Genomic DNA, 23,919 nt, shown 5'->3' on the forward strand with positions numbered 1-23,919 from the left:
CGCCAAACGACGGTCAGTCAGACGATGGCCACTCTTGCCGGCGCTCGGGCCGGACCGGCAGGTCGCGATTGCGTGCCGCCGGCTTGGCCAGGCGCCGCCGCTCCGGCCTGTCGATGGCCGGCGAGATGCCCCAATAGTTGCGATAGATCTCTTCGAACAGATGGTTGATCGGGTGCATGGCTTGGTTTCCTCTTCGACTTGAGGTTTGAATCGATCCAATCGACAGGCATGAAAAAAGCGCTGCCGATCAGCTCCGCTTGCCCTCCACGAGAAATTGCAGATCGCGGATCCAGCCGGCGCTGCCGCGACGCGTCCGGGTCTCCGCCTTCGAAATTATGCTCCAGTCGTTGCGATAGATGTCTTCGAACAGATAATTGACGGGGTGCATGGCTCGCTCCTTGCTGAATCGATCCAATGACGATACTTAATTGGATCGATTCAAAACTAGGCTTGGACCGCGCTGATGTCAAGCAAAATTTGAATCGATCCAACAAAGGTGCTAGATAGCAGGCTGGAGCAGAAAAATGGCATCATCCAGCGAAAGCAATACTAGACCCATCCGGCTGGCCGACATCGCCAAGGCCGCCGGGGTTTCGCACGGCACCGCCTCCAACGTCTTCAGCCGTCCCGAGATCGTGCGCGAGGAAGTCCGCGAACGGGTCAAGGCGGCGGCCGAGGCGATGGGCTATGCCGGTCCCGACCCGAAGGGCCGGCTGCTGCGCGCCGGCAAGGTCAACGCGATTGGCGTCGCCACGACCGAGCCGCTGTCCTATTTCTTTGATGATCCCTTTGCCCGCGCGATGATGGCCGGCATTTCCGAGGCCTGTGACGCCACCGGCGCGGGAATAGCGCTGGTATCGGCCGGCAACCAGGAAAAACTTGCCTGGAACATCCAGAGCGCGCTGGTCGACGGCTTCATCCTGTTCTGCATCGAGGGCGGTTCACGGCTTGTCGAACTGACGCGCGAACGCAAACTCCCCTTTGTCGCGCTTGAGCTCGGTTTCGACGACGACACCGTTTCGGCAATCGGCGTCGACAATGTCGCCGGCGCCCGCCTGGCGGCGCAGCATCTCGCCGAGCTTGGCCATCGGCGCTTTGCCGTGCTGGCGCTGCCCTTCGCCGACGGCAGCACCGGCCTTGTCTCGCCGGAGAAGGTCCGGACGGCCCTTTACACCGGCACGCGCGATCGCCTCGTCGGCTATTTCGAGGCGTTTTCCCGGTATGGCGTCGATACCGCCGGGATACCGGTATACGAGACCGAAAACGACGAAGCCAGCACAAGGGCCGGCCTCGAAACGATCTTCGCCTCGGCAGCGCAGCCGACCGCCATCCTGGCGATGTCGGACCGGATCGCCATGGTCGCGATCGAATGGTTGGCCGCGCGTGGCATCGCGGTTCCCGGCGACGTCTCCGTCGTCGGCTTCGACGGCGTGCCTGACGCCGCACTTTGCGATCCTCCGCTGACCACGGTCGCGCAGCCAATCGCCGAGATCGGCCGCCGGGCGGCGCGAACGATCCTCGATTTCGACGGCACGGTGCGGCGCGAGACGCTTGGCGTCGAGCTTGTCGTCAGGGCATCTTCGGGACCGCCGCCCAAGGCAGCCTGAGCCCGGTCGTCAAATTAATTTAATACGTGGCGCGGTTTCCTGCGCCTGGCCAGTGTTCTTGCCCCGCCCGCAGGGAGCGCGAGGTGCCCCCCGCGTGTACAAGCCTCGGTCAGGGCCCGGACCTTTGGGCTCGTCACCCACAGCCAGCGCGACCGTAGCGCGACCGATCCGGCACCGCTGCCTCCCCGCCCTTTTTGTCCCGATGCGGAATCTGTAGTCAAGTCATGCGTCGGTTGCGCATGGGGAGGGCCAGGTTCACTTTACCAGCCATACGGCTTCCTACTCCTTCATAGTAAACTGCGACATTCGGCACCGTTGTCGCACCATAGTCGGCGTTGAGGGTGAGGCTGGCATTCGACTTGATCCACACCTTCCGGGCGATGACGTTTGTGAAGGCCGAATTTGCAGCGATGGTGGAGTTGCTGTCAGTGGAAAATATGCCGCGTGACAGGTACATAGAACCCGTCTCCCTGGTGATGCTGTTGCTATCGAAATAATGGAGGCGCTCGACCGGCGCGCTGCGGTCCTCGAAGAAAAGAATTCCAGCCAGGGCACCGGTCGAAGGCGCGGTGAAATCGATTCTCGTATTGCTGGTGAAATGCAGCGTCGCGTTGTTTCCAGTCAGGTAGAAACCGACGCCGTCGCCTTGGACCTTCGCGTTGGAGTCGACAAAGAACTTCCCGTCCTTGACGAAGTAAATACCAGGGCGGAACGTGACAACGGAGTTGTTGAGGATGGATTTCCCTCCACAGTAGACGCCAGGATCAATTGTGACCGTCTTATTATCGTATACCTTGTTGCTGAAGTCGCAGTTTGGAACGACGGGTGCCGGAACAGTCGCCAGCGGATCGGCAAGGACGGGACATCCGACCTCGGGCGCCGGCGAATAGTGCGAAGCGCCGCCGGCTGCGCTGCGGACGACGCAGATCGAATCCGCACTGACGAGGGAATTGCTTTTGGCCTCGATACCCCTGCTGCTCGACGAATTGGAATGAACCCTGCAGTCGGCGGCGTTGATCTTGGCGTTTGAATCGAGAACAAGCGCGTCGCTTGCACTGGGGTGCAGCGCCAACACGCAAGGTGCGTTTATCTTGCGCAAGCGGTATTGGGCTGTCGAGGAAACCCCCAGATCCATCGTTGGAAAATTCGCGACCGTCATGAACATGTTGTCGAGCTTGCCCGAAACCGTCAGCGTGATGGTCTCGTCGCCATTGTTCTTCGCCGTCAGCGACTGGTTGGAGAAAGCAGCGGAATAGATTCGACTCGGCTGCAAAAATCTCTAGGGGTTGGTAGTCGCCATGGTCCCCACGCCGAAGGATGCATGGATCGGCGGCGCCTGGCTGCGGACCGGCTTGCTGTTGCCGCCAATAGAAGACAGCCATTCGAGATAATAGGCGAGCGCGAACTGCATGGCGATGCCGGCGGCGATCAGCAGGCTGTCATAGGCAAATCCGCCCGGGTTGATCAGTTTCATCACCTGCGCCGCCATGGCAATCACCGTGCCGGTGATGAAAACCGGCAGCGATCGCTTGCCCAATATGGCGAGCGGATGGTCGCGGCTGGTGCGGAACAGGTTGGAGACAGAAGGAAACGCCACGATCAGATAGCTCACCGCCAGGATGTGCAGCAGCCTCGGCAGCGACAGGAAGGTCTTGTCGAAGCCGGTCAGCACCACCGGCAGGTTCAGCCACGACACGTGCCCCCATAGCGGGCTGTGCACCCAGACCAACGCCGTCGCGACATAGGCCGCCGACGCGCCGACCAGCCAGCGATTGACCGGAATGACGCCGCCGCGCCTGATGTGCAGCATGCTCGCCAGGCCGATGTTGAAGAGGAACTGCCACGACAGCGGATTGAGGAACCAGAAGCCGGGCTCCGGATAATTTGGCGGGGCGATCTGGTAGATCCCGGCAACCAGCCACAGAGTTCCGGACAGGGCGAGCGCCGTGAAAGGCCGGTAGCTGATGAACAGCAGGAAGGTTGGCGCCATCAGCAGCAGCACCGCATAGACCGGCAGGATGTTGTTGTAGCCAAGCTGATGGCCAAGCGTGACGATGCCGATCAGCACATGTTGCGGGTCCCTGATCAACGGCTCGATGTTGATCAGCGTCAGCATGTCCGGCCGCTTCGCGAACATCGCCGCCGCGCAGAAGATGGCCAGCACCGCCATCGTCGTGACGATGTGGGCAACATAGAGCACTCCGGCGCGGCGCCACAATTTCAGTGTCGCCAGGAGCCGGTCTCCGGACTGGAATTTTGAGCCGTAGGCGAGCGCGACGGACATGCCGGAGATCAGCACGAAGGCCTCGGCGGCATCCGAAAAGCCGAAATTCTTGTAGGTCAGAGTCTCGAAAACCGTGCCCGGGACATGGTCGACGAATATGATCAGCAGAGCGAGAGCGCGGAACACATCGATGCGCGTATCGCGATCCGGGATACGCGGCCCGCGATCCGGTGAAATTGGCATGGTCATCGATAAAAGGCCTCAAAGCTGGTTGTTCATGCCGCGATCGATGCGACCGCCGGACGCACCGCTTCGATTCCTCCCGCAGGAGCATATCGGCAAACAAACGGACTGAAATGCGCCCGGTTCAATCAACTTTGAAGGAGCTCGAAAATATTCCGTTTTGAAGCCGGCAAATGAATAAAAACCACACGAAATCAATAGGATGCAATATGGCCGAAAAACCTCAGGAAGACGGCTTTTTGCGGCGCGACCTGCCGTTTTTCTACCGCCTTTACCGGCCCGTGGATGCGAGCGGCGAATGCCTTTTCCTGCTGCACGGGTCCGGCGTCGACGAGACGACGCTGGTGGCGCTGGCGCGGCAAATCGCACCGCGCGCCGTGCTGGTGGCGGTGCGCGGCCGTATCGCCCAGGAGGACGGTTTCCGCTGGTTCGCGCGGATCACGCCGACGCGCTTCGAACAGGAGAGCATCCGCACCGAGGCGGACGCTTTCGCCGGCTTCATCACCGCGGCCGCGAAGCGCCACGGTCTCGATCTCGCCCGGACGAGTTTCCTCGGCTATTCAAACGGCGCCAATCTGGTTTCGAGCGTGATGCTGCTGCATTCCGGCCGCATCGAACGGGCAGCGTTGCTGCGCCCGATGCCGGTGCTCGACGACGTGCCCCCGGCCGATCTGTCCAAAGCGCGCGTGCTGATCATCGCCGGCGCAGATGACCTGACCTACGCGCCCTTCGCCCCGGCGTTGGTCGCATTGCTCGAATCGCATGGCGCCGCGGTCGAGGCCCACACCATCGCCTCCGGCCATGAAATCGGCGACCGGGATGCTGAAATCGTCAGGCAGTGGCTGGCGGGCCCGGCAGCCGCCATCGCGCTGGCGAATTGATGAGCCCGTCGCCCTATGCCCGGCCCATCCGGTTCCAGGCATCCAGCCCGGCGATCTTGTAGGCTTCGGCCAGCGTCGGATAGTTGAAGGTGTTGTTTACGAAAAAATCGACGGTGCCACCGAGATTGATCACCGCCTGGCCGATGTGGATCAGTTCGGTTGCGCCCTCGCCGACGATATGCGCGCCGAGCAGCCGGCGCGTTTCGATCGAGAACAGAAGCTTCAGGAAGCCGGTGTTGACGCCCATAATATGGCCGCGCGAGGTTTCGCGGAAGCGCGCCACGCCGACCTCATAGGCGCCGCCGCCCTCGCGCACCTGCTCCTCGGACTGGCCGACGGTCGAGATTTCCGGCACGGCGTAGATGCCGTAGGGAAAGGTTTCCGGCGGCGGTGGCAACGGCACGCCGAAGGCATGGCAGGCGGCCACCCTGCCCTGCTCCATCGAGGTCGAGGCGAGGCTCGGAAAGCCGATGACGTCACCGGCGGCATAGATGTTCGGCGCACTGGTCCGGAAGCTCTGCGGGTCGACCTTGATGCGGCCCCGGGAGTCGGCCTCGATGCCGACCACATCGAGGCCGAGCGCGCCGACATTGCCAGTGCGCCCCGCCGCATAAAGCACCATCTCCGAGCGTATGCTGCGGCCGTCGGCAAGCGTCACCTCGGCATAGTCTGGTTTCGAGGCGATCTCCTTGATCGCACTGCCGAGCCGGATCGTCATGCCGCGGTCGCGCATCTGATGGATGAAATCGTCGACGATCTCACGGTCGACGAAATCGAGGATGCTGTCGCGCGGCTCGACCAGCGTCACCGGCACGTCGAGCGCCGAAAAGATCGTCGCGTATTCGACGCCGATGACGCCGGCGCCGATCACCGTCAGCGTCCGCGGCAGGCGCTCGAGTTCCAGCATTTCGTCGCTGTCGAAGACACGGATCTTGTCGAAGGGCACGTCGCGCGGCCGGTGCGGGCGGGTGCCGACCGCGATCAGCGCATGCGCAAAACCGACCTCGCTGTAGTCGCCGGTATCCGTCGTCAGGCTGGCTCTGTTGGGACCGAGAAACTTGACTGTGGCGCGCGCGCTCTTGACCGTGTTGCGCATGAACTGGTGCTGCAGCACCTCGACCTCGTGATCGAGCGTTTTGTGCAGGCGTTCGATCAGATCACCGACCGATATATCCTGCTTGACCCGGTAGCCGCGCCCGTAGAAGCCGCGCTCGCGCCAGCCCGAGAGGTTGAGCACGGTTTCCCGCAAGGTCTTCGACGGAATGGTGCCGGTATGCACGGACACGCCGCCAAGGCGCCGGCCCCTGTCGGCCACCAGCACGGATTTGCCGAGCTTGGCCGACTGCACCGCGGCGCGGCGCCCTGAGGGCCCGCTGCCGATGACCAGCATGTCGTAGTCCATATTGGCCCTGTCCCTCGCCCCTTGGGCGCATTTGCCGTGTTTGTTGCGCTGCAGCAAACTAACGTCATCCGTGCTGCAAATTCAACCGATCCAGTCTACATTCGGCGTTGCCCGGTAGCAGGGCCGAAAAAAGGCTCGATCTTGATTCCGCCGCAGGACTTCACCATTTCAACACCAGGCGGCCCGCACCCTATGCCGGGCCTGATTGCGAGGAAATGACATGAACGCGCGCGTTCTCGACGGCGAAATCAGCAGGCTCGATGATGTCAGGGCCTATGATGGCGTGCGCACGCGGCGTGTCCTCGCCTTCATCATCGATTATTGCATCGTCGCGCTGCTCACCATTCCGTTCGCGATCCTGGTGTTCTTCCTCGGGATTTTGACGCTTGGCCTTGGCTGGATGCTGTTTTCCATCCTCGTGCCGGCCGTCGCCATCCTTTACATCTGGAACACGCTCGGCAGCGCCGACCAGGCCACGACGGGCATGAAGATGATGGGGATCCGGCTCGACCGTCTGGACGGCACCCGCATCGACGGGCTGACGGCGGTGGTGCATTCGGTTCTGTTCTGGGCCGGCAACGTCATCCTGACGCCGCTGGTCCTTCTGGTGTCGCTGTTTGCCGACCGCAAGCGCACGCTGCACGACCTGCTGCTCGGCACGGTGGTCAGCCGCAGTGACCGCTGAAACAGCTTTTCACCAGCCCCAGCGAGCATTTATGTGCAAAGTGAAGGCGTCCGGTAGCCACGCTTTCACAATCCTGTTGAATTTTTCGCCGTGCGCGCCAAAGGTATGATGATTCGCAGGAGTGTTTCCAAGGGTCGATGACGCAGCATCCAACCCAGTCGCCGCAGTTCTTCCTGACCGCGCCGTCGCCATGCCCGTATCTTGAGGGCCAGTTCGAGCGCAAGGTGTTCACGCATCTGGTCGGCGACAAGGCATCGGAGATGAACGACCTGTTGACGCAAGGCGGCTTCCGGCGATCGCAGAACATCGCTTACCGGCCGGCCTGCGAGACCTGCCGCGCCTGCGTTTCGGTGCGCATCCTGGCGCAGGAATTCACTGCCAGCCGCAATATGAAGCGGGTGATACAGCACAATTCAGACCTCATCGGCGCGATGCACGACGCGCAACCGTCGACCGAGCAGTATTCGCTGTTCCGCAGCTATCTCGATGCTCGCCATCGCCGCGGCGGCATGTCCGACATGACGGTGCTCGACTACGCCATGATGGTCGAGGACACGCATGTCGACACCAAGGTCATCGAATACCGGCGCCGCGGCCCCGACAGCTTTATTACCGGCAAGGGCCAGGGCGAGCTGATCGCAGTCGCCCTCACCGACAAGATGGCCGATGGCCTGTCGATGGTCTATTCCTACTTCAACCCGGACTTCGAGGACCGCTCGCTCGGCACCTTCATGATCCTCGACCACATCGCTCGCGCCAGGGCGATGGGCTTGCCCCATGTCTATCTTGGCTACTGGGTCAACGGCTCGCGCAAGATGAACTATAAGATGCGCTTCATGCCGCAGGAGCATCTCGGCCCGAAAGGCTGGGAACGCTACGACCACGAAGCGGTTTCGCGCTGATCCGCTCTTTCGCCAACCATCCTTAAACTGCTTCAAGGGAGGATGCTTCTGGTTTTCGGCTGCGTGGCTGAAACGCCAGACGCTGGGCCAATTTTGCGCCTGCCTCCAAATTCATTGCGGGAACTGCCATGTCGTCCCACAACGATCATCAAAAAGGCCTTCTCATCACCGCCATCGGCGGGCTGACGCTGACCATCGACATTCCATTGATCCGGCTCGCCGACGGCGGCGCATGGACGATCCTCCTGCTGCGCACCGGCACCACCCTGGTCGCGGCGCTGATCATCTGGGCCGTGTGGCGCTCGCTGAGCCGTAACGCGCCGCAGCTCATCCCCGGCTGGTCAGGGCTCGTCGTCGCCCTGTGCTACGGCCTGACCTCGGTTACCTTCGTCATCAGTATCTATCACACCACGACCGCCAATCTGGTCTTCATCCTGGCCTTCAACGCCGTGTTCGCGGCGCTGCTGTCCTGGCTGTTCCTGAAGGAGCAGCCGCGACTGGTCACCGTGATGGCGATGCTGGTCATGATCGTCGGCGTCGCGATCATCGTCGGCGATTCGATCGGCACCGGCCACCTGTTCGGTGATCTCATGGCGCTGTGCTCGGCTTTCTTCATTGCGCTGGCCATCACCATCTCGCGCGCCAGCGGCAAGGACATGGGGTTCACTTCGCTGATCGGCGTGATCCTGCCCCTGGCCGTCGCGGTGTTCATGGTTTCGGGCGAAGGGTTCCAGGTGAACGCGCCGTGGTGGATCATCTTCAACGGCGCCGTCATCATGCCGATCTCGTTCTTCTGCCTCGCCAACGGACCGAAATATATTTCGGGACCGGAAGTGGCGATGTTCTATCTGCTCGAAACCGTGCTGGCGCCGGTCTGGATGTGGATGATCTTTGCCGAGATGCCGTCGCGCAACAGCCTGATCGGCGGTGCGATCCTGATCGTCACGCTGGTCGCCCATTCGCTATGGCAGCTGCGTGAGGGGCGAAAACGCCGCGCCAGCCTTGCAGTCCGTCACCCGGCCTGAGACTTCTTCTCGGCAACGATTTCGATTTGCGGCGGCGCCCCTTCGAGTTCCGCCGGCGCTGCGGGGGCAAGCTCGTCGGCCAATTCCACCTCGCGCAGCCATTCGCGCCAGATCGCGACCAGCAACGCCATCAGCACCGGACCGATGAACAGGCCAAGAAAGCCCATCGTCTTGACGCCGCCGACCAGGCCGAAAAAGGTCGGCAGGAACGGCAGCTTTATCGGGCCGCCGACCAGCTTCGGCCGCAATGTCTTGTCGACGATGAACAGTTCGACGCTTCCCCAGATGAACAGCGCCAAACCGGCCATCGGCGAGCCGCTGGCGGCGAGATAGATCGAAACAAGCGTGAAGGACAGCGGTGCGCCGCCGGGGATCAGCGCCATGATGCCGGTCAAGGCGCCGAGCGTCACCGGCGACGGCACGCCGGCCAGCCAGTAGGCCACGCCCAGCACCACCCCCTCGCCGATGGCGATAATGGTCATGCCGGTCACCGTCGAGGAAATCGTCGCCGGCACGACGCGTGAAATCCGCTCCCACCTGGTCGGCAGGATGCGTTCGCCGAGACGGTCGACCTGCCCGGCGAAATGCTCGCCGTCGCGATAGGCAAAGAACAGCGCGATCATCATGAACAGCAGCGCCAGCAGAAGGCCGAAGGCGCTGCCGCCGGCGGCCAGCACGCCGCGGTAGATGCTGCCGATGTTGGCGCCGCTGATCAGCTGGATCAGCTCGCCGATGCCGCCGGGATGGCCGAGATTGCGCGTCCACTGCTCGTTCAGCCAGTCGCCGACCACCGGCAGCGTGGCGATCCAGTGCGGCGTCACCGCACCATGGCGGTTGGTCTCGATCGCCCAGCCAACCCATTCGCGGACTTCGTTGCTGGCGTAGGCGCCGGCGAGCGCGATCGGCACCACCAGGAAGGCGAGGATGAACAGGATCGCCAATGTCGCGGCGACCGTGCGGTTGCCGCCGACGGCAGCAAGCAACCGCCGATAGAGCGGCCAGCTGGCAAAGGCGATGACCAGAGCAGCCAGCACCGGGACCAGGAAACCATGAAAGAAATAGACCCCGGCGGCAACGATCAGCACCAGCAGCCACCGCGCCGCGGACAGCGGCGGAATGACTGCGGATCTGACCGGCGTCGACAGGCCGAACAGGCGTTGCTGCCCTTCCGGTTTCCGAACCCTGGCTTCTTTCAAATGCCCATTTCTCCCAAACGCGTGTGTCCGCGCCTAATGTAGCGATGCTTATGCACCGACATAGTGCAGCAATCGTGACGACATTCCAAATGTTTGGATGGAGCTGCTAATCTCCTCCCTTGAGGGGGAGATGGCCGGCAGGCCAGAGGGGGTCGGAACGTTCAGACGCGACCCTAACAGAGGAGGCTGGAGCTTCACGCGCGACGACCCACTCTGTCGCCTTCGGCGACATCTCCCCCTCTAGGGGGGAGATTAGCAACTACCCGAATTTCCCCGTCCTCGGGAATCCCTTCGGCACCATGCGTCCAGCCGAGGCTCGGGCGCCGATCCATTCGACCAGCTCTTCACGTGATTTGGTGAAGGTGCGGTCGGCAGAATCCTGCCAGGAGAGACCGCTTGCGAGCGTGAAGGTCTTGAGGTCGAGGACGCCGCCATCCTTGTATTTCTGCAGGCGAACGCCCTTGCCGCGCCCCATCTCGGGGATTTCGGCGAGCGGGAAGATCAGCATCTTGCGGTTCTCGCCGACGATGGCGAGATGGTCACCGGCGACCGGCATACAGCGTTGGGCCTCGTCGGGCGCCTTGACATTCATCACCTGCTTGCCCTTGCGGGTGTTGGCGACGACTTCCTCTTCCGGCACGATGAAGCCGTTACCGTCGTGCGACACCAACAGCAGCTTGCGCTTGGGATCATGGACAAAGGCGGTGACGATGTCCTGGTCGTTGTCCATGTCGACGATGATGCGGATCGGTTCGCCATGGCCGCGCCCGCCCGGCAGCCGGTCGGCGCCGATCGTGTAGAACTTGCCGCCGGTGGTGAAGACCAGCACTTTGTCGGTGGTCTGGGCGTGGAAGGCGAGCTTGAGGCTGTCGCCCTCCTTGAAGGTCAGCAACGAATGGTCGGTCAGATGACCTTTCATCGCCCTGAGCCAGCCCTTTTCCGAAACGACCACGGTGACCGGCTCGCGCTCGATCATGGCATGGGCAATGTCGGTCAGGTCATGTTCGGGGGCGTCGGCGAACTGGGTGCGGCGCTTGCCGAGCGCGGTTTCCGGTCCGAATTTCTCGCGGATGCTGGAGACCTCCCACTTGATCATCGACCACTGCCGGGCGTCGGACGCGAGCAGCGCCTCGATCTGCTTCTTCTCGGTGGTGAGACCGTCGAATTCCTTGCGGATCTCGAATTCCTCGAGCTTGCGCAGGGCACGCAGCCGCATGTTGAGGATGGCTTCGGCCTGATTGTCGGTGAGCGACCAGCGCGCCATCATCACTTGCTTGGGCTCGTCCTCCTCGCGGATGATCCTGATCACCTCGTCGATGTTGAGATAGGCGATCAGATAGCCGGCGAGGATCTCCAGCCGCCTTTCGATCTCGCCGAGGCGATGCCTGGAGCGGCGGATCAGCACCTCGCGGCGGTGCTCCAGCCATTCCTTGAGCACGCCTTTCAGCGACAGCACGTTGGGTATCTTGCCGCGCGACAGGACGTTCATGTTGAGCGGAAAGCGGCTTTCGAGCTCGGTCAGCTTGAACAGCGATTCCATCAGGATGCCGGGATCGACCGAACGGCTCTTCGGCACCAGCACTACGCGGACGTCTTCGGCGCTCTCGTCGCGGATGTCCTCGAGCAGCGGCAATTTGCGCGCCATCAGCAGCTCGGCGATCTTTTCGATCAGCCGCGCCTTCTGGACTCCATAGGGGATTTCGGTGACGACGATGCTCCAGGTGCCCCTGCCCTGGTCCTCCTGGCTCCATTTCGCCCTGACGCGGAAACCACCGCGACCGGTCTCGTAGGCTTCGAGGATCGAGGCGCGGCTGTCGATGATGATGCCGCCGGTCGGGAAATCCGGGCCTTGGACGAAATCCATCAACGTCGTCACCGGCGCATCGGGTTGCTCGATCAGATGCAGGGCGGCGTCGCAAAGCTCGGCGGCATTGTGCGGCGGGATCGAGGTCGCCATGCCGACGGCAATGCCGGACGAGCCGTTGGCGAGCAGGTTGGGGAAGGCGCCGGGCAGCACGACCGGCTCCTCGTCCTCCTCATTGTAGGTCGGCCGGTAGTCGACCGCATTCTCGGTGATGCCGGACAGCAGCTCGGTCGCCACGTCGGTCATGCGCGCTTCGGTGTAGCGCATGGCGGCAGCGTTATCGCCATCGATATTGCCGAAATTGCCCTGGCCGTCGACCAGGGGATAGCGCATCGAAAAATCCTGCGCCAGCCGCACCAGCGCGTCGTAGATCGACTGGTCGCCATGCGGATGGAACTTGCCCATCACCTCGCCGACGATGCGGGCGCATTTGGCGAAGCCCTGGTCGGGGTTGAGCCTGAGCAACCGCATGGCATGCATGATGCGGCGATGGACCGGCTTCAGCCCGTCGCGCACATCCGGCAGCGCCCGGTGCATGATGGTCGACAGCGCATAGGCGAGATAGCGCTCTTCCAGCGCTTTCTTCAGATCGACCGGCTCGATGTTGTCGCCACCGCCATCGCCAGGCGGCAAAAGCCTTTTTCCCATAGGTTGGGACTAGCCGAGCGGGTGATTCGCGGCAAGAGGCGCCTGAATGGGGCAGCCTCTTGCGCAATACGAACCGGATGCCAGCAACATCACTCGGTTACATCCCGCTTCTATGACAATGGATCGGATTTGCCTTTCGCCGTGGTTTTCCACCATTGTGCGGCGGAACGCCTTTTTCCCGTCCAGTTCGTCACGGAAGGGTGACGGCGCAACAAATTGAAAAATCTTCAGCACACTCTCAGGGAACCGCGATGACGATCAGACGCTCGACACTCAACAAACTCGCTTTTTCGACCTTGCTGCTGACGCTGCCGCTGAATGCGGCCCTCGCGCAAGATGCGGCGGTCGCCGACCGGCTGAAGGCGGCTCTCGCCGCGCAGGGCGTCGACATCTCCTGGACCGGGGTGACGGGCGATGCCTCCAGCATGGTGCTGCAGGGCGTGGCCCTCAAACCGGCGGCCGAAAAGGAAGCGCTCAAGATCGGCGACATCAAGCTCGAAGGCGTGACCGAAGCCAATGGCGGTTATGAAATCGAAACCGTCTCGACTTCGGCATTCCAGCACAGCGAAAACGGCGTCACGCTCGACCTCAGCCCCTTCATCATCCACGACATGACGGTTCCGGCCGACGGCGCCACAGGCCCGCTCGGTTCAATGATGATGTATGAATCGGCCGAGCTCGACAACATGACGGTCAAGGTCGCCGACAAGACCGCCTTCTCGATGGACGGGCTCGCCATCGAAATCACCCCGCCAGCCGACGGCAAGGCGATGGCGTTTTCCGGCACCACGGAAAAGTTCAATGCCGACCTGACGCTGGTCGAGGACCCGAAGTCCAAGGACGTGATCAACGCGCTCGGCTACCAGAACATCACCGGAAACCTTGCCATGGAGGGCACCTGGCAGCCTGCGGACGGCAAGATGGAGCTGTCGAAATACGACATCTCCGTCGACAATGCCGGAACGCTCGGCATGACCTTCGGTTTCGGCGGCTACACGCTCGACGTCATCAAGTCGTTACAGGAGATGCAGAAGAAGATGGCGGCGCAGCCCGAAGGCGCCGACAATTCGGCGCAAGGCATGGCCATGCTTGGCGTTTTGCAGCAGCTTTCGTTCAACAGCGCTTCGATCCGCTTTGACGACGATTCTCTGACCAACAAGGTGCTGGACTATGTCGGCAAGCAGCAAGGCATGTCCGGCAAGGACGTCGCCAACCAGGCCAAGGCGGTCGTGCCTTTCGGCATGGCGCAGCTCAACAATCCGGAATTGACGGCGCAGGTGTCGGCTGCGGTCGGCAAATATCTCGACGATCCGCAGAGCATTGAGATCCTGGCCGAGCCGCCGGCAGCGGTGCCGTTCGCGCTGATCATGGCAGGCGCCATGTCCAACCCGGCGGACCTGACGAAGACGCTTGGCGTGACGGTCAAGGCGAACGAAGACTGATTGGGGCGGGGGCCTCGGAGCGTCAGCGCCGCCCCTCACTGCCCTGCCGGGCATTTCTCCCCGGATAGTGACGGGGAAAAAGACACCGTCACAAATGATTTCGCCAACTGGCAGCGTTGCAAGACGGGTGCCAACGTCGCGGCCATCTGTCCTTCTCCCCGTCACTATACGGGGAGAAGGTGCCGTCAGGCGGATGAGGGCAGCGCAAAACGACAGCGTTTAGAGTCGGTTGCGGGAGGTTTTTAACCCTCTTTCTTGGTCACTGCGACGCGCAGCGACAATTCGCGAAGCTGTTGCGGGCTGGCTTCCGACGGCGCGCTCATCAACAGATCATAGGCCTGCTGGTTCATCGGGAACATCGTCACTTCACGAAGGTTCCTGGCACCGACCAGCAGCATGACGACGCGGTCGATGCCGGCCGCCATGCCGCCATGCGGCGGTGCGCCGTACTGGAAGGCGCGGTAGAGGCCGCCGAAGCGCTCCTCGACCGTCTCGCGATTGAGCCCGACAGTCTCGAATGCCTTGACCATGGTTTCCGGCAGATGGTTGCGGATGCCTCCGCTAGCGATCTCGAAACCATTGCAGACCATGTCATACTGGAACGCTTTGATGCCGAGCAGATCCTCACCGTTGAGCGCATCGATGCCGCCCTGCGGCATCGAGAACGGGTTGTGGGCGAAATCGATTTTTTTCTCGTCTTCGTTCCATTCGAAGAAGGGAAAGTCGACGATCCAGCATAGTTCGAAACGGTCGCGATCGACCAGGTTCAGCTCCTCGCCGGCGCGGGTGCGTGCCGCGCCCGCGAACGAGACGAACTTTTTCGGGTCGCCGGCGACGAAGAAGGCGGCGTCACCATCGGCAAGCCCGAGTTGAAGGCGGATTGACTCGGTGCGCTCCTCGCCGATGTTCTTGGCGAGCGGACCGGCGCCTTCGAGCTTCTCGCCCTCCTTGCGCCAGAAGATGTAGCCGAGGCCCGGCTGGCCTTCGCCTTGCGCCCAGGAATTCATCCGGTCGCAGAAAGCGCGTGAACCGCCGGTCCTGGCCGGAATGGCCCAGACCTCGGCCTTCGGGTCGTTGGCAAGGATGTTGGCGAACACCTTGAAGCCGGACTCGCGGAAATGTTCGGAGACCGCCTGCATCTCGATCGGGTTGCGCAGGTCCGGCTTGTCGGTGCCGTATTTGCGCATGGCGACGTCATAGGCGATGCGCGGAAACTCCTGCGTCACCGGCTTGCCGGCGGCAAAGGACTCGAACACGCCCCGCATCACCGGCTCCATGGTCGCCAGAATGTCGTCCTGCTCGACGAAGCTCATTTCCAGGTCGAGTTGGTAGAATTCGCCCGGCAGCCGGTCGGCGCGCGGGTCCTCGTCGCGGAAGCAAGGCGCTATCTGGAAGTAACGGTCGAAGCCCGACACCATGATCAATTGCTTGTATATCTGCGGCGCCTGCGGCAGCGCGTAAAAGGTGCCGGGATGGATACGTGACGGCACCAGGAAATCACGCGCGCCTTCGGGCGACGAAGCGGTCAGGATCGGCGTCGAGAATTCGGTGAAGCCGACCTCGCCCATGCGCTTGCGCATCTCGGCAATGATCTTCGTGCGCGCCACGATGTTCTTGTGCAGCGTGTCGCGGCGCAAATCGAGGAAGCGGTATTTGAGACGGATGTCCTCGGGATAGTCCGGCTCGCCGAACACCGGCAGCGGCAGTTCCTTGGCCGCCGACAGCACTTCGATCTCGCGCGCGAAAACCTCGATTTCGCCGGTCGGCAAATTGGCGTTCGCGGTCTCGGCCAGACGAGCCTTGACCTCGCCGTCGACGCGGACGACCCATTCGCCGCGCACGGTCTCGGCAATCTTGAAAGCCGGCGAATCCGGGTCGGCGACGATCTGCGTCAGGCCATAGTGGTCGCGCAAATCAATGAACAGCAGGCCGCCATGATCGCGTACGCGATGCACCCAGCCCGAAAGGCGAACGGAAGAGCCGACGTCGCTTTTCCTCAACTGGGCACAGGTATGGCTGCGGTAACGATGCATTGTCATGGGTAAGTCCGGATGTCTGATTGCGGCCAAGGCATGATGGCCCGGCCCGAAAATTTGCGCGAAAAGCACATGAGAGGCCGCCTTTGTCAAGGCAGGCGTCGCCCGGGCAGCATCTTGATTCGAACTTCGGCATTCGTCCGTGGCTGTGTGAAAACTCCGCACCACAGTCAAAGTGTAGAATTTCCTCCGCCTGATCGTGATCAGCGTGGCCGAGCCGTGTACAATGGCCGTCACATTGGCGGGAGGACTACCATGCGCATTCGCACATTGACTGTCCTGGTGATGCTGCTTGTCGGCACCTGCGCATTTGCACACGCACAGACAAAGCCGATGTCCATCGAGGTGTTTCCTTTCGAATTGGAAGACAAGAGCGCTGGCGCAGGCATAATTCCGCCGGATGAACATGATAGGCGCTATCTGTCCGAGTCGGCACAAATGGCGAAGGACATGCTCTCCCAGTCAGGGCGCTTTACAGTGCTTGATGTGCCAGCCGGGGATGAGCAGGCGGTGGCGCCGCACGGATTGCGCAATTGCGGCGGCTGTGAAAGCAAGATCGCCAAAGAGCACGGCGCGTCTCTTGCCTTGCTGGGCGTCGTAACGCGCGTCAGCCGAACAGAGCATACGATGTTCATTCGCATTCTCGACGCTGATACCGGGCAACCTGTTTCGCAGGGGTTTACCGACCTGCGCATGGGTGCGAATTACGCGTGGCCCCGCTCCGTCAAATGGCTGATGAAAAACAGAATTCTTCGATAGGGCGGCAAGCCACCCGAGTGCGCCATCGGCAGCGCGAAGGATTCCCAGCTAAAATCAAACTGATACGTTGATAGCCGGCGCTGGCCTGCTAACCGCCGGCAATTGCCGCTGGCATTGGCGTGGGCGATGGTTCAAGAAGGATCAACGACAGGCCCTCCTTCATGTCCTCCATGCGCCCGCTGATCCCGCTCCTTATTGCCGCCGGCATCCTGCTCGGCGGCAACGGCCTGCAGAGCACCTTGATCGCATTGCGCGGGGCGCAGGAGGGGTTTTCGGCCTCGACCATCGGGCTGATGGGGACGTTCTATTTCGCCGGCTTCCTGCTCGGCTGCCTCGCCGTCACCCACATCATGAAGGCCGTCGGCCATGTCCGCGCGTTTTCCGCGCTGGCGGCGATCGCTTCGGCCGGGACATTGCTTTTGGTGCTGGTCGTCGACCCGGTCATGTGGTGCGCGTTGCGTCTCGCCGGCGGCTTCTGCTTCGCCGGCCTGTTCACCATCATGGAAGCCTGGCTCAATTCCGGGGCCGCCAACAAGGACCGCGCGCGGGTGCTGGCCATCTACCGGATGGTCGACATCGGTTCGGTCACCGGCGCACAGTTCCTGATCCCGATCGTTGGCGCCGGCGGTTTCGCCATCTTCGCCGTCATGTCGATCATGATCACGCTCTCGCTGGTGCCGGTGTCGCTCGGCGATCGCTCCAACCCGACCCCGCCCGAAGACGTCAAGCTCGACCTCGCCCGCGTCTGGCGGATCTCGCCGCTCGGCTGCTTCGGCTGCATTGCCGTCGGCGTCACCAACAGCGCTTTTCGCACTTTGTCGCCGGTCTATGCCGAACAGATCGGCATGTCGGTCACCGACGTCGTCACCTTCGTCAGCGTCGGCATATTCGGCGGCGCCATCATCCAGTATCCGCTCGGCTATCTGTCCGACCGCTGGGACCGGCGTTCGGTGCTGCTGATAACGACGTGCTGCGCGCTGCTGGCGTCGCTGGCGCTGGTGTTCTGGGCGCGCAGCGATCCGTCCCTCAACTTCGTGATCGTCTTCATCTTCGGCTGCTTCGCCATGCCGCTCTATTCGCTGTCGGCGGCGCACTCCAACGACCGCGCCGACAAGGGCGAGTTCGTGCTGATCAACGCGGCGCTGATGCTGTTCTATTCCTTCGGCGCCATTGGCGGGCCGTTCGCCGCCTCGACGGCGATGCAGTATTTCGGGCCAAGCGCGCTGTTCGTGTTCACCGCCACCGTCTACGCCATCTTCGTCGTGGTTATCCTGTACCGGATGCAGGTGCGATCGGGCGTGCCGGCCGGCCATCGCAGCCGTTTCATCGGACTTTTGCGCACATCGACGGTGTTCGCCCGGCTGGCCAAGCGCAACGATGATTCCGACGGGCCTGCCAGTAAATGATGACGGCCCGCCAGGTCTTGAAACCCGGACAGCGGCTTGACGAAAGCCCGCGCGGCTGAAATTGAAGGAGACCTTACACTTTGCCAAAAGCGATTTGATGCACGTCATCACCACCCAAAAAGAACTCGAGACCGCTCTCGCCGCGTTCGAAAAGTCGGATTTCGTCACCGTCGACACCGAATTCATTCGGGAGACGACCTTTTGGCCGATTCTCTGCCTGATCCAGATGGCAGCACCCGGGGTGACGGCGCTGATCGACCCGCTGTCACCCGATATCGACCTGAAGCCGTTCTTCAGGCTGATGGCCAACGAGGCGGTCGTCAAAGTCTTCCATGCGGCGCGCCAGGACATCGAAATCATCGTTCATCTCGGCGATCTGGTGCCGCATCCTGTGTTCGACACCCAGGTGGCGGCGATGGTTTGCGGCTTCGGCGACAGCGTCTCCTATGACCAACTCGTCCAGAAGGTCACCGGCGCCCGGCTCGACAAGTCCTCACGTTTCACCGACTGGCGCCACCGGCCGCTTTCCGAAAAACAGCTCGACTACGCGCTTGCCGACGTCACTCATCTGATCGAGGTCTACCAGCACCTCAGCACGGAGCTGGTGCGGGAAAACCGCGCCCACTGGCTGAACGAGGAGATGGACGTGCTGACCGCCCGCGAAACCTACGATCCGCATCCGGAGGACGCCTGGAGGCGGCTGAAGATGCGGCTGCGCAAGCCGCAGGAACTGGCGATCGTGCAAGCGGTGGCGGCATGGCGCGAGCGTGAGGCGCGCGAACGCGACGTGCCGCGCGGCCGGGTGCTCAAGGACGACGCCATCTATGAGGTGGCGCAGCAGGCGCCGCGCGATGCGGCAGCACTCGGCAAGCTGCGCACCACGCCGAAAGGCTGGGAACGCTCGGCGACGGCAACGGCGCTGCTTGGCGCGGTCAACAGCGCGCTTGCCTTGCCCAGGGAAGAGATGCCGAAGCTGCCGAAGAGTTTTCAGCCGCCCGAAGGCTCCAATGCCGCCGCGGAACTGCTGAAAGTGCTGTTGCGGATCGTCGCCGAAAAGGAGGGCGTCGCTTCGAAGGTGCTGGCCTCGAGCGACGACATCGACCGCATCGCCGCCGAGGGCGAGGACGCCGACGTGCCGGCCTTGCAAGGCTGGCGACGCGCCGTGTTCGGCGAGGCGGCGCTCAAACTGGTGCGCGGCGAGCTCGCCATCAAGTTCGACAAGCGCAAGATCGCGCTGTTCGATTTGTAGCGTCTGCGACGTCCTTCTCCCCTTGCGGAGAAGGTGGATCGGCGCGTTAGCGCCGAGACGGATGAGGGGTTCTGTAAGAAACGCCGCGTTAAAATATTGAATGATTTTAACGATTTAATGGCCGCGATCCTTCCAACACCCCTGCCATGAAAGTAACTTCAAACTCTGTTTCATTTCAATCGGATAGCGGCTTGGGCCAAGGGCTCGATTTCAAAGCCGATATATCAGAGAAAGCGCCCGCGTACCTTTCATCTACGATGGCGCCCGGCGCCGGGCGATGTGTCTCATCCGACCGAGTTGAGCCTGTCCTCGGGCTTGCCAAAGGCATGACCCGTGGGCTCGGCCACCTTCTCCCACAAAGGGGAGAAGGGCAGTCAGCGCTGTTTCTGAGCGGCCAGGTGAAATACCGCGATGACGATCACGGGTATCGCCAGAAGCGCGAATTTGATGACGATCAGCGCCGAGGCGAAGGACAGCGAGTCCGGATTGGCCGACAGGAAATCGGAGAGCATGCGGGCCACCGCGATGTTCTGCGCATAATCGGCAAGCGTGTAGGGCAGCACCAGGACAAGCGCGAACAGCGACTGAAGCTGGGCCGACAGAGCCCGGAAGTTCTTCAGCCGCCGCCCGGCGGCAAGGATCAGGCTGACCAATGTCAGCGACAGCAGCGCCGGAAATAGCAGGTCGAAGGTCAGGTAATGCCAGACCAGGATGATCTCGCTGCCGCGACGCCCGAGTGCCGTCAGCCAGGCCATGCCCTCGTCCGGGGTGAACCCGGCAAAGCGCAAATCGAGCGACGGCAGGCCGCCGCTCAGCTGGCGGAAATAGAGGAACTCCATCGCCGTCATGGCGACGAAAACCCCCGCGCAGACAAAACAGAGCGCGGCAGCGTGGCGCGACAGCCGCAGCATCATTGCCGTCAGGCTTCGTGCGAACTGGTTAGGCTCCGCCGGGGTAATTCGGGCTTTCGCGGGTGATCGTGACGTCATGGGCGTGGCTTTCACGAAGTCCGGCGTTGGATATGCGTACAAACGTGGCGCGGTCGCGGAAATCGGCAAGGTCGCGCCCGCCGACATAACCCATAGCGGCTTTCAGGCCGCCGGCAAGCTGGTGCAGCACGCCGGACACAGGTCCTTTGTAAGGCACCTGGCCTTCGATGCCTTCCGGCACCAGTTTCAGCGTGTCGCGAACCTCGGCCTGGAAATAGCGGTCGGCGGAGCCACGCGCCATGGCGCCGACCGAGCCCATGCCGCGATAGGCTTTGAACGAGCGGCCCTGATGCAGATAGACTTCGCCCGGGCTCTCGTCGGTGCCGGCCAGCAGCGACCCGATCATGGCGGCACTGGCGCCGGCGGCGAGCGCCTTGGCGAGATCGCCGGAATATTTGATGCCGCCATCGGCGATGACCGAGACGCCCGATTTCTGCGCCGTCTCGACCGCCGACATGATCGCGGAAAGCTGCGGCATGCCGACGCCGGCGACGATGCGGGTGGTGCAGATGGAACCCGGCCCGATGCCGACCTTGACGGCATCGGCGCCGGCATCGATCAGCGCCAGCGTGCCTTCTGAAGTGGCGACGTTGCCGGCCAGGATGCGGACCGAATTGGACAGTTTCTTGGCCCGCGTCACCGCATCGAGCACGCGTTGCGAGTGACCATGCGCGGTGTCGATCACCAAAAGGTCGACGCCGGCATCGATGAGCCGCTCGGCGCGCTCAAAACCGTCATCGCCGACGCTGGTGGCGGCCGCCGCGCGCAAGCGCCCCTGCACGTCCTTGGTGGCGTGCGGGTTGAGCTGCGACTTCTCGATGTCCTTGACGGTGATCAATCCGACGCAATTGCCGCCGCTATCGACCACGACCAGCTTCTCGATGCGGTGCTGATGCAGGAGCCGCTTGGCCTCGTCCTGATCGACATTTTCCTTGACCGTGATCAGGTTCTCACGGGTCATCAACTCGTAGACTTTCTGGCCCGGGTCGGAAGCGAAGCGCACGTCGCGGTTGGTCAGTATGCCGACCAGCCGTCCGACCGTGTGCCCGCCAGCGCCGCCATTCTCGACCACCGGAATGCCCGAGATGCTGTAGTTGCGCATCAGCCCCAGGGCGTCGGCGAGCGTCGCATCGGGGCCGATGGTGACGGGGTTCACCACCATGCCGGATTCGAATTTTTTGACTTGCCGCACCTGCTCGGCCTGTTCGGCAGGCGAGAAATTGCGGTGGATGACGCCGATGCCGCCGGCCTGGGCCATGGCGATGGCAAGACGCGCCTCGGTGACGGTATCCATGGCGGCGGACAGGATCGGCACGTTGAGGTCGATGTCGCCGGCAATGCGGGTGCCGATATCGGTTTCGCCGGGCATGACCTCGGAATGACCCGGCTGCAGCAGCACATCGTCAAAGGTCAGCGCCAATGCGCCCGTGGACGTTTCGATAATCTTTGCCATGGCCAGCCCTCGGAATGCATGAAAAGCGCTGGACCGGATGGACAGCGCCGACTCGTCTTCTTCCCTTTCAGGATTGGCGCTGGCTCGTAACACGTCCCGTCGCCGTTGAAAAGCCGATTGCTTGTGCACGACAGGGCCGCGAACTCAGCTTAATGCCTTTCGCGGTGACGGATGGCGACCGGCATTCACCGCTGGTGATTGGCGAAAGCCGAAGCGGCCGCCTCGCCGACGGCGCTGCTCCGGAGTTTTGTTGGCATGCCCGCTGCCAGGTCGCTCAAATGTGACAGCAAGTTAAGGCGACATCCAACGCAACCCGTGGTAACCGCCCTGCCTGTCGGCTTGCCCGGTCGGCAACAATCGAATCCGGACGCGCTCCATGAACCGCACCATTCCGCTTATCCTGGCGGTCGCCCTTTTCATGGAAAACATGGATTCGACCGTTATCGCAACGTCGCTGCCGGCGATCGCCGTCGACCTCCAGACCAGCCCGGTGGCGCTCAAGCTGGCGCTGACCGCCTATCTGGTGTCGCTGGCGGTGTTCATTCCGATCAGCGGCTGGATGGCCGATCATTTTGGCGCCAAGACCGTGTTTCGCGCCGCGATTGCCGTGTTCATCGTCGGATCGGTCGCTTGCGCGGTGTCGAATTCGCTGCCGGCCTTCGTGGTCTCACGCTTCCTGCAAGGCATTGGCGGCGCCATGATGACGCCGGTGGGACGGCTGGTGCTGGTGCGCGCCACGCCGAAGAGCGAGCTCGTCGCCGCGATGTCGTGGCTGACCGTTCCGGCATTGGTCGGGCCGCTCGTCGGGCCGCCGGTCGGCGGTTTCATCACCACCTATTTCAGCTGGCACTGGATCTTCCTGATCAATGTGCCGATCGGGCTGATCGGCATCTGGCTGGCCACGCGCTTCCTGCCGGAGACCGAAGCGGCGCCAACGCCGCCGCTCGATTTCATCGGCTTCGTGCTGAGCGGCCTGGCGGCATCGGGCATCGTTTTCGGCCTGTCGGTGGTCAGCCTGCCGGCCTTGCCGCCGATTGCCGGCTTCCTCACCGTGGCTGTCGGGCTGGTTTCTGCCGTGCTTTACCTCCTGCATGCGCGCCGCGCCAAAAATCCGCTGCTGGCGCTCGAACTGTTCCGCAACCAGGTGTTCCGCGCCTCGGTCCTCGGCGGCGGGCTGTTCCGCATCGGCATCGGCGCCGTACCCTTCCTTTTGCCGCTGATGTTCCAGATCGGCTTCGGGCTGACGCCGTTCCAGTCGGGAATGATCACCTTCGTGGCGGCGATCGGCGCCATCGGCATGAAATTCGTCACCGCGCTGATCTTCCGGGTCGCCGGCTTCCGCCGCGTGCTGATCTTCGGCTCGCTGATCGCGGCGGCGTCGATTGCCATCAACGGCCTGCTGACGCCCGAGACGCCATATCTGCTGATCCTCGCCGCCTTGCTCGCCGGCGGCTTCATCCGCTCGATGTTCTTCACCGGCATCAACGCGCTAGCCTATGCCGAGATTTCGACCGCCGACACCAGCAGGGCAACGCCGATCGCCGCAGTGTTCCAGCAACTGTCGATCGCGCTCGGCGTGGCGCTGGCCGGCGGCATTCTGGAAGTGTCGACGACAATCCATGGCGGGGCGCTGACGCTGAGCGACTTCCACATCGCGTTCTTCATTGTCGCGGCGGTGTCGGCCGCCGCATCGCTGTCATTCATGCGGCTGGCGCCCGATGCCGGCAACGCGGTATCGGGACATGGCGGGCTGACGGCGCCGAAGACGCTGGGAGTGGGTCCACCGGGATCGTAGGCTCTCTCCCTTCTCCCCTTGTGGGAGAAGGTGGATCGGCGCGCAGCGCCGAGACGGTTGAGGATGTTGGACGGAATGAGGCGTTGGTGATTTTGCCGATGTATACGAGAGTT

At 62.6% G+C, this 23,919-nt stretch carries 20 protein-coding genes; 10 read left to right on the forward strand and 10 right to left on the reverse strand.

Annotation, left to right across the window (positions count from 1 at the left end; all coding sequences use genetic code 11):
* Positions 1 to 13 precede the first annotated feature (13 nt).
* Positions 14 to 178 carry a hypothetical protein gene (locus AC0L28_RS29970; RefSeq protein ID WP_091591593.1) on the reverse strand — a complete coding sequence of 55 codons (165 nt, stop codon included), beginning with the start codon at positions 176 to 178 and terminating at the stop codon, positions 14 to 16.
* 69 nt (positions 179 to 247) lie between these two features.
* Positions 248 to 388 carry a hypothetical protein gene (locus AC0L28_RS29975; RefSeq protein ID WP_287181166.1) on the reverse strand — a complete coding sequence of 47 codons (141 nt, stop codon included), beginning with the start codon at positions 386 to 388 and terminating at the stop codon, positions 248 to 250.
* Positions 389 to 524: 136 nt separating this feature from the next.
* Here AC0L28_RS29975 and AC0L28_RS29980 point away from each other — a divergent pair, with 136 nt between their 5' ends.
* Positions 525 to 1,607: a LacI family DNA-binding transcriptional regulator gene (locus AC0L28_RS29980; RefSeq protein WP_023798425.1), complete on the forward strand. Its 1,083-nt coding sequence runs from the start codon at positions 525 to 527 to the stop codon at positions 1,605 to 1,607.
* Positions 1,608 to 1,824: 217 nt separating this feature from the next.
* Here the strand turns inward: AC0L28_RS29980 and AC0L28_RS29985 are convergent, their stop codons facing one another.
* Positions 1,825 to 2,880, reverse strand: coding sequence for a hypothetical protein (locus AC0L28_RS29985; protein ID WP_473481844.1), 1,056 nt, complete (start codon positions 2,878 to 2,880; stop codon positions 1,825 to 1,827).
* Positions 2,881 to 2,886: 6 nt separating this feature from the next.
* Entirely contained in the window at positions 2,887 to 4,080 is a 1,194-nt protein-coding gene (locus AC0L28_RS29990; protein ID WP_473481846.1) for an OpgC family protein, read from the reverse strand.
* A gap of 203 nt (positions 4,081 to 4,283) precedes the next feature.
* On the opposite strand from AC0L28_RS29990, the gene AC0L28_RS29995 reads away from it, so the two are divergent.
* Entirely contained in the window at positions 4,284 to 4,955 is a 672-nt protein-coding gene (locus AC0L28_RS29995) for an alpha/beta hydrolase (RefSeq protein WP_128246720.1), read from the forward strand.
* A 13-nt stretch (positions 4,956 to 4,968) separates the two neighbouring features.
* On the opposite strand, the gene sthA is transcribed toward AC0L28_RS29995, so the two are convergent.
* Positions 4,969 to 6,357, reverse strand: coding sequence for a Si-specific NAD(P)(+) transhydrogenase (sthA, locus tag AC0L28_RS30000; RefSeq protein WP_091591857.1), 1,389 nt, complete (start codon positions 6,355 to 6,357; stop codon positions 4,969 to 4,971).
* A gap of 220 nt (positions 6,358 to 6,577) precedes the next feature.
* On the opposite strand from sthA, the gene AC0L28_RS30005 reads away from it, so the two are divergent.
* The 3 genes from AC0L28_RS30005 (at position 6,578) to AC0L28_RS30015 (ending at position 8,969) form a co-directional block, all read left to right on the forward strand.
* Entirely contained in the window at positions 6,578 to 7,042 is a 465-nt protein-coding gene (locus AC0L28_RS30005; protein ID WP_023798430.1) for an RDD family protein, read from the forward strand.
* A 137-nt stretch (positions 7,043 to 7,179) separates the two neighbouring features.
* Entirely contained in the window at positions 7,180 to 7,944 is a 765-nt protein-coding gene (locus AC0L28_RS30010; protein ID WP_027154654.1) for an arginyltransferase, read from the forward strand.
* 128 nt (positions 7,945 to 8,072) lie between these two features.
* A complete protein-coding gene (locus AC0L28_RS30015; RefSeq protein WP_128170674.1) occupies positions 8,073 to 8,969 on the forward strand; it encodes a DMT family transporter in 897 nt (298 codons plus the stop codon).
* On the opposite strand, the gene AC0L28_RS30020 is transcribed toward AC0L28_RS30015, so the two are convergent.
* A complete protein-coding gene (locus AC0L28_RS30020; RefSeq protein ID WP_023798433.1) occupies positions 8,957 to 10,165 on the reverse strand; it encodes an AI-2E family transporter in 1,209 nt (402 codons plus the stop codon). The genes AC0L28_RS30015 and AC0L28_RS30020 overlap by 13 nt on opposite strands.
* Before the next feature lie 259 nt (positions 10,166 to 10,424).
* On the reverse strand, positions 10,425 to 12,677 hold the full coding sequence (parC, locus tag AC0L28_RS30025) for a DNA topoisomerase IV subunit A (RefSeq protein WP_287229646.1): 2,253 nt from the start codon (positions 12,675 to 12,677) through the stop codon (positions 10,425 to 10,427).
* A 251-nt stretch (positions 12,678 to 12,928) separates the two neighbouring features.
* Here parC and AC0L28_RS30030 point away from each other — a divergent pair, with 251 nt between their 5' ends.
* The gene (locus AC0L28_RS30030; RefSeq protein WP_128170676.1) at positions 12,929 to 14,119 is read left to right on the forward strand and encodes a hypothetical protein; all 1,191 of its coding nucleotides are present in this window, start codon (positions 12,929 to 12,931) and stop codon (positions 14,117 to 14,119) included.
* 242 nt (positions 14,120 to 14,361) lie between these two features.
* Here AC0L28_RS30030 and aspS read toward each other — a convergent pair whose 3' ends face one another.
* Positions 14,362 to 16,152: an aspartate--tRNA ligase gene (gene aspS / locus AC0L28_RS30035; protein WP_287176264.1), complete on the reverse strand. Its 1,791-nt coding sequence runs from the start codon at positions 16,150 to 16,152 to the stop codon at positions 14,362 to 14,364.
* A 258-nt stretch (positions 16,153 to 16,410) separates the two neighbouring features.
* On the opposite strand from aspS, the gene AC0L28_RS30040 reads away from it, so the two are divergent.
* The 3 genes from AC0L28_RS30040 (at position 16,411) to rnd (ending at position 19,569) form a co-directional block, all read left to right on the forward strand.
* A complete protein-coding gene (locus tag AC0L28_RS30040) occupies positions 16,411 to 16,914 on the forward strand; it encodes a DUF3280 domain-containing protein (protein WP_023798437.1) in 504 nt (167 codons plus the stop codon).
* A gap of 161 nt (positions 16,915 to 17,075) precedes the next feature.
* Positions 17,076 to 18,320, forward strand: coding sequence for an MFS transporter (locus tag AC0L28_RS30045; protein WP_473481850.1), 1,245 nt, complete (start codon positions 17,076 to 17,078; stop codon positions 18,318 to 18,320).
* A gap of 97 nt (positions 18,321 to 18,417) precedes the next feature.
* Entirely contained in the window at positions 18,418 to 19,569 is a 1,152-nt protein-coding gene (rnd, locus tag AC0L28_RS30050) for a ribonuclease D (RefSeq protein ID WP_473481852.1), read from the forward strand.
* A 374-nt stretch (positions 19,570 to 19,943) separates the two neighbouring features.
* On the opposite strand, the gene AC0L28_RS30055 is transcribed toward rnd, so the two are convergent.
* A complete protein-coding gene (locus AC0L28_RS30055) occupies positions 19,944 to 20,483 on the reverse strand; it encodes a hypothetical protein (protein WP_031254642.1) in 540 nt (179 codons plus the stop codon).
* 25 nt (positions 20,484 to 20,508) lie between these two features.
* Positions 20,509 to 22,011 carry an IMP dehydrogenase gene (gene guaB / locus AC0L28_RS30060; RefSeq protein ID WP_023798441.1) on the reverse strand — a complete coding sequence of 501 codons (1,503 nt, stop codon included), beginning with the start codon at positions 22,009 to 22,011 and terminating at the stop codon, positions 20,509 to 20,511.
* Between the two features lie 376 nt (positions 22,012 to 22,387).
* Here guaB and AC0L28_RS30065 point away from each other — a divergent pair, with 376 nt between their 5' ends.
* Positions 22,388 to 23,806 (forward strand): MFS transporter, encoded by a 1,419-nt coding sequence (locus AC0L28_RS30065; RefSeq protein ID WP_473481854.1) that lies wholly within the window; start codon positions 22,388 to 22,390, stop codon positions 23,804 to 23,806.
* Positions 23,807 to 23,919: the final 113 nt, after the last annotated feature.

The sequence above is a fragment of the Mesorhizobium sp. WSM4847 genome (assembly GCF_055811335.1).

Excerpts from the sequence above, each read along its gene's own strand:
- AC0L28_RS29970 (WP_091591593.1), bottom strand. The coding sequence starts at position 178 with ATGCACCCGATCAACCATCTGTTCGAAGAGATCTATCGCAACTATTGG.
- AC0L28_RS29975 (WP_287181166.1), bottom strand. The coding sequence starts at position 388 with ATGCACCCCGTCAATTATCTGTTCGAAGACATCTATCGCAACGACTGG.
- AC0L28_RS29980 (WP_023798425.1), top strand. The coding sequence starts at position 525 with ATGGCATCATCCAGCGAAAGCAATACTAGACCCATCCGGCTGGCCGAC.
- AC0L28_RS29990 (WP_473481846.1), bottom strand. The coding sequence starts at position 4,080 with ATGACCATGCCAATTTCACCGGATCGCGGGCCGCGTATCCCGGATCGC.
- AC0L28_RS29995 (WP_128246720.1), top strand. The coding sequence starts at position 4,284 with ATGGCCGAAAAACCTCAGGAAGACGGCTTTTTGCGGCGCGACCTGCCG.
- sthA (WP_091591857.1), bottom strand. The coding sequence starts at position 6,357 with ATGGACTACGACATGCTGGTCATCGGCAGCGGGCCCTCAGGGCGCCGC.
- AC0L28_RS30005 (WP_023798430.1), top strand. The coding sequence starts at position 6,578 with ATGAACGCGCGCGTTCTCGACGGCGAAATCAGCAGGCTCGATGATGTC.
- AC0L28_RS30010 (WP_027154654.1), top strand. The coding sequence starts at position 7,180 with ATGACGCAGCATCCAACCCAGTCGCCGCAGTTCTTCCTGACCGCGCCG.
- AC0L28_RS30015 (WP_128170674.1), top strand. The coding sequence starts at position 8,073 with ATGTCGTCCCACAACGATCATCAAAAAGGCCTTCTCATCACCGCCATC.
- parC (WP_287229646.1), bottom strand. The coding sequence starts at position 12,677 with ATGGGAAAAAGGCTTTTGCCGCCTGGCGATGGCGGTGGCGACAACATC.
- AC0L28_RS30030 (WP_128170676.1), top strand. The coding sequence starts at position 12,929 with ATGACGATCAGACGCTCGACACTCAACAAACTCGCTTTTTCGACCTTG.
- aspS (WP_287176264.1), bottom strand. The coding sequence starts at position 16,152 with ATGCATCGTTACCGCAGCCATACCTGTGCCCAGTTGAGGAAAAGCGAC.
- AC0L28_RS30040 (WP_023798437.1), top strand. The coding sequence starts at position 16,411 with ATGCGCATTCGCACATTGACTGTCCTGGTGATGCTGCTTGTCGGCACC.
- AC0L28_RS30045 (WP_473481850.1), top strand. The coding sequence starts at position 17,076 with ATGTCCTCCATGCGCCCGCTGATCCCGCTCCTTATTGCCGCCGGCATC.
- rnd (WP_473481852.1), top strand. The coding sequence starts at position 18,418 with ATGCACGTCATCACCACCCAAAAAGAACTCGAGACCGCTCTCGCCGCG.
- AC0L28_RS30055 (WP_031254642.1), bottom strand. The coding sequence starts at position 20,483 with ATGATGCTGCGGCTGTCGCGCCACGCTGCCGCGCTCTGTTTTGTCTGC.
- guaB (WP_023798441.1), bottom strand. The coding sequence starts at position 22,011 with ATGGCAAAGATTATCGAAACGTCCACGGGCGCATTGGCGCTGACCTTT.
- AC0L28_RS30065 (WP_473481854.1), top strand. The coding sequence starts at position 22,388 with ATGAACCGCACCATTCCGCTTATCCTGGCGGTCGCCCTTTTCATGGAA.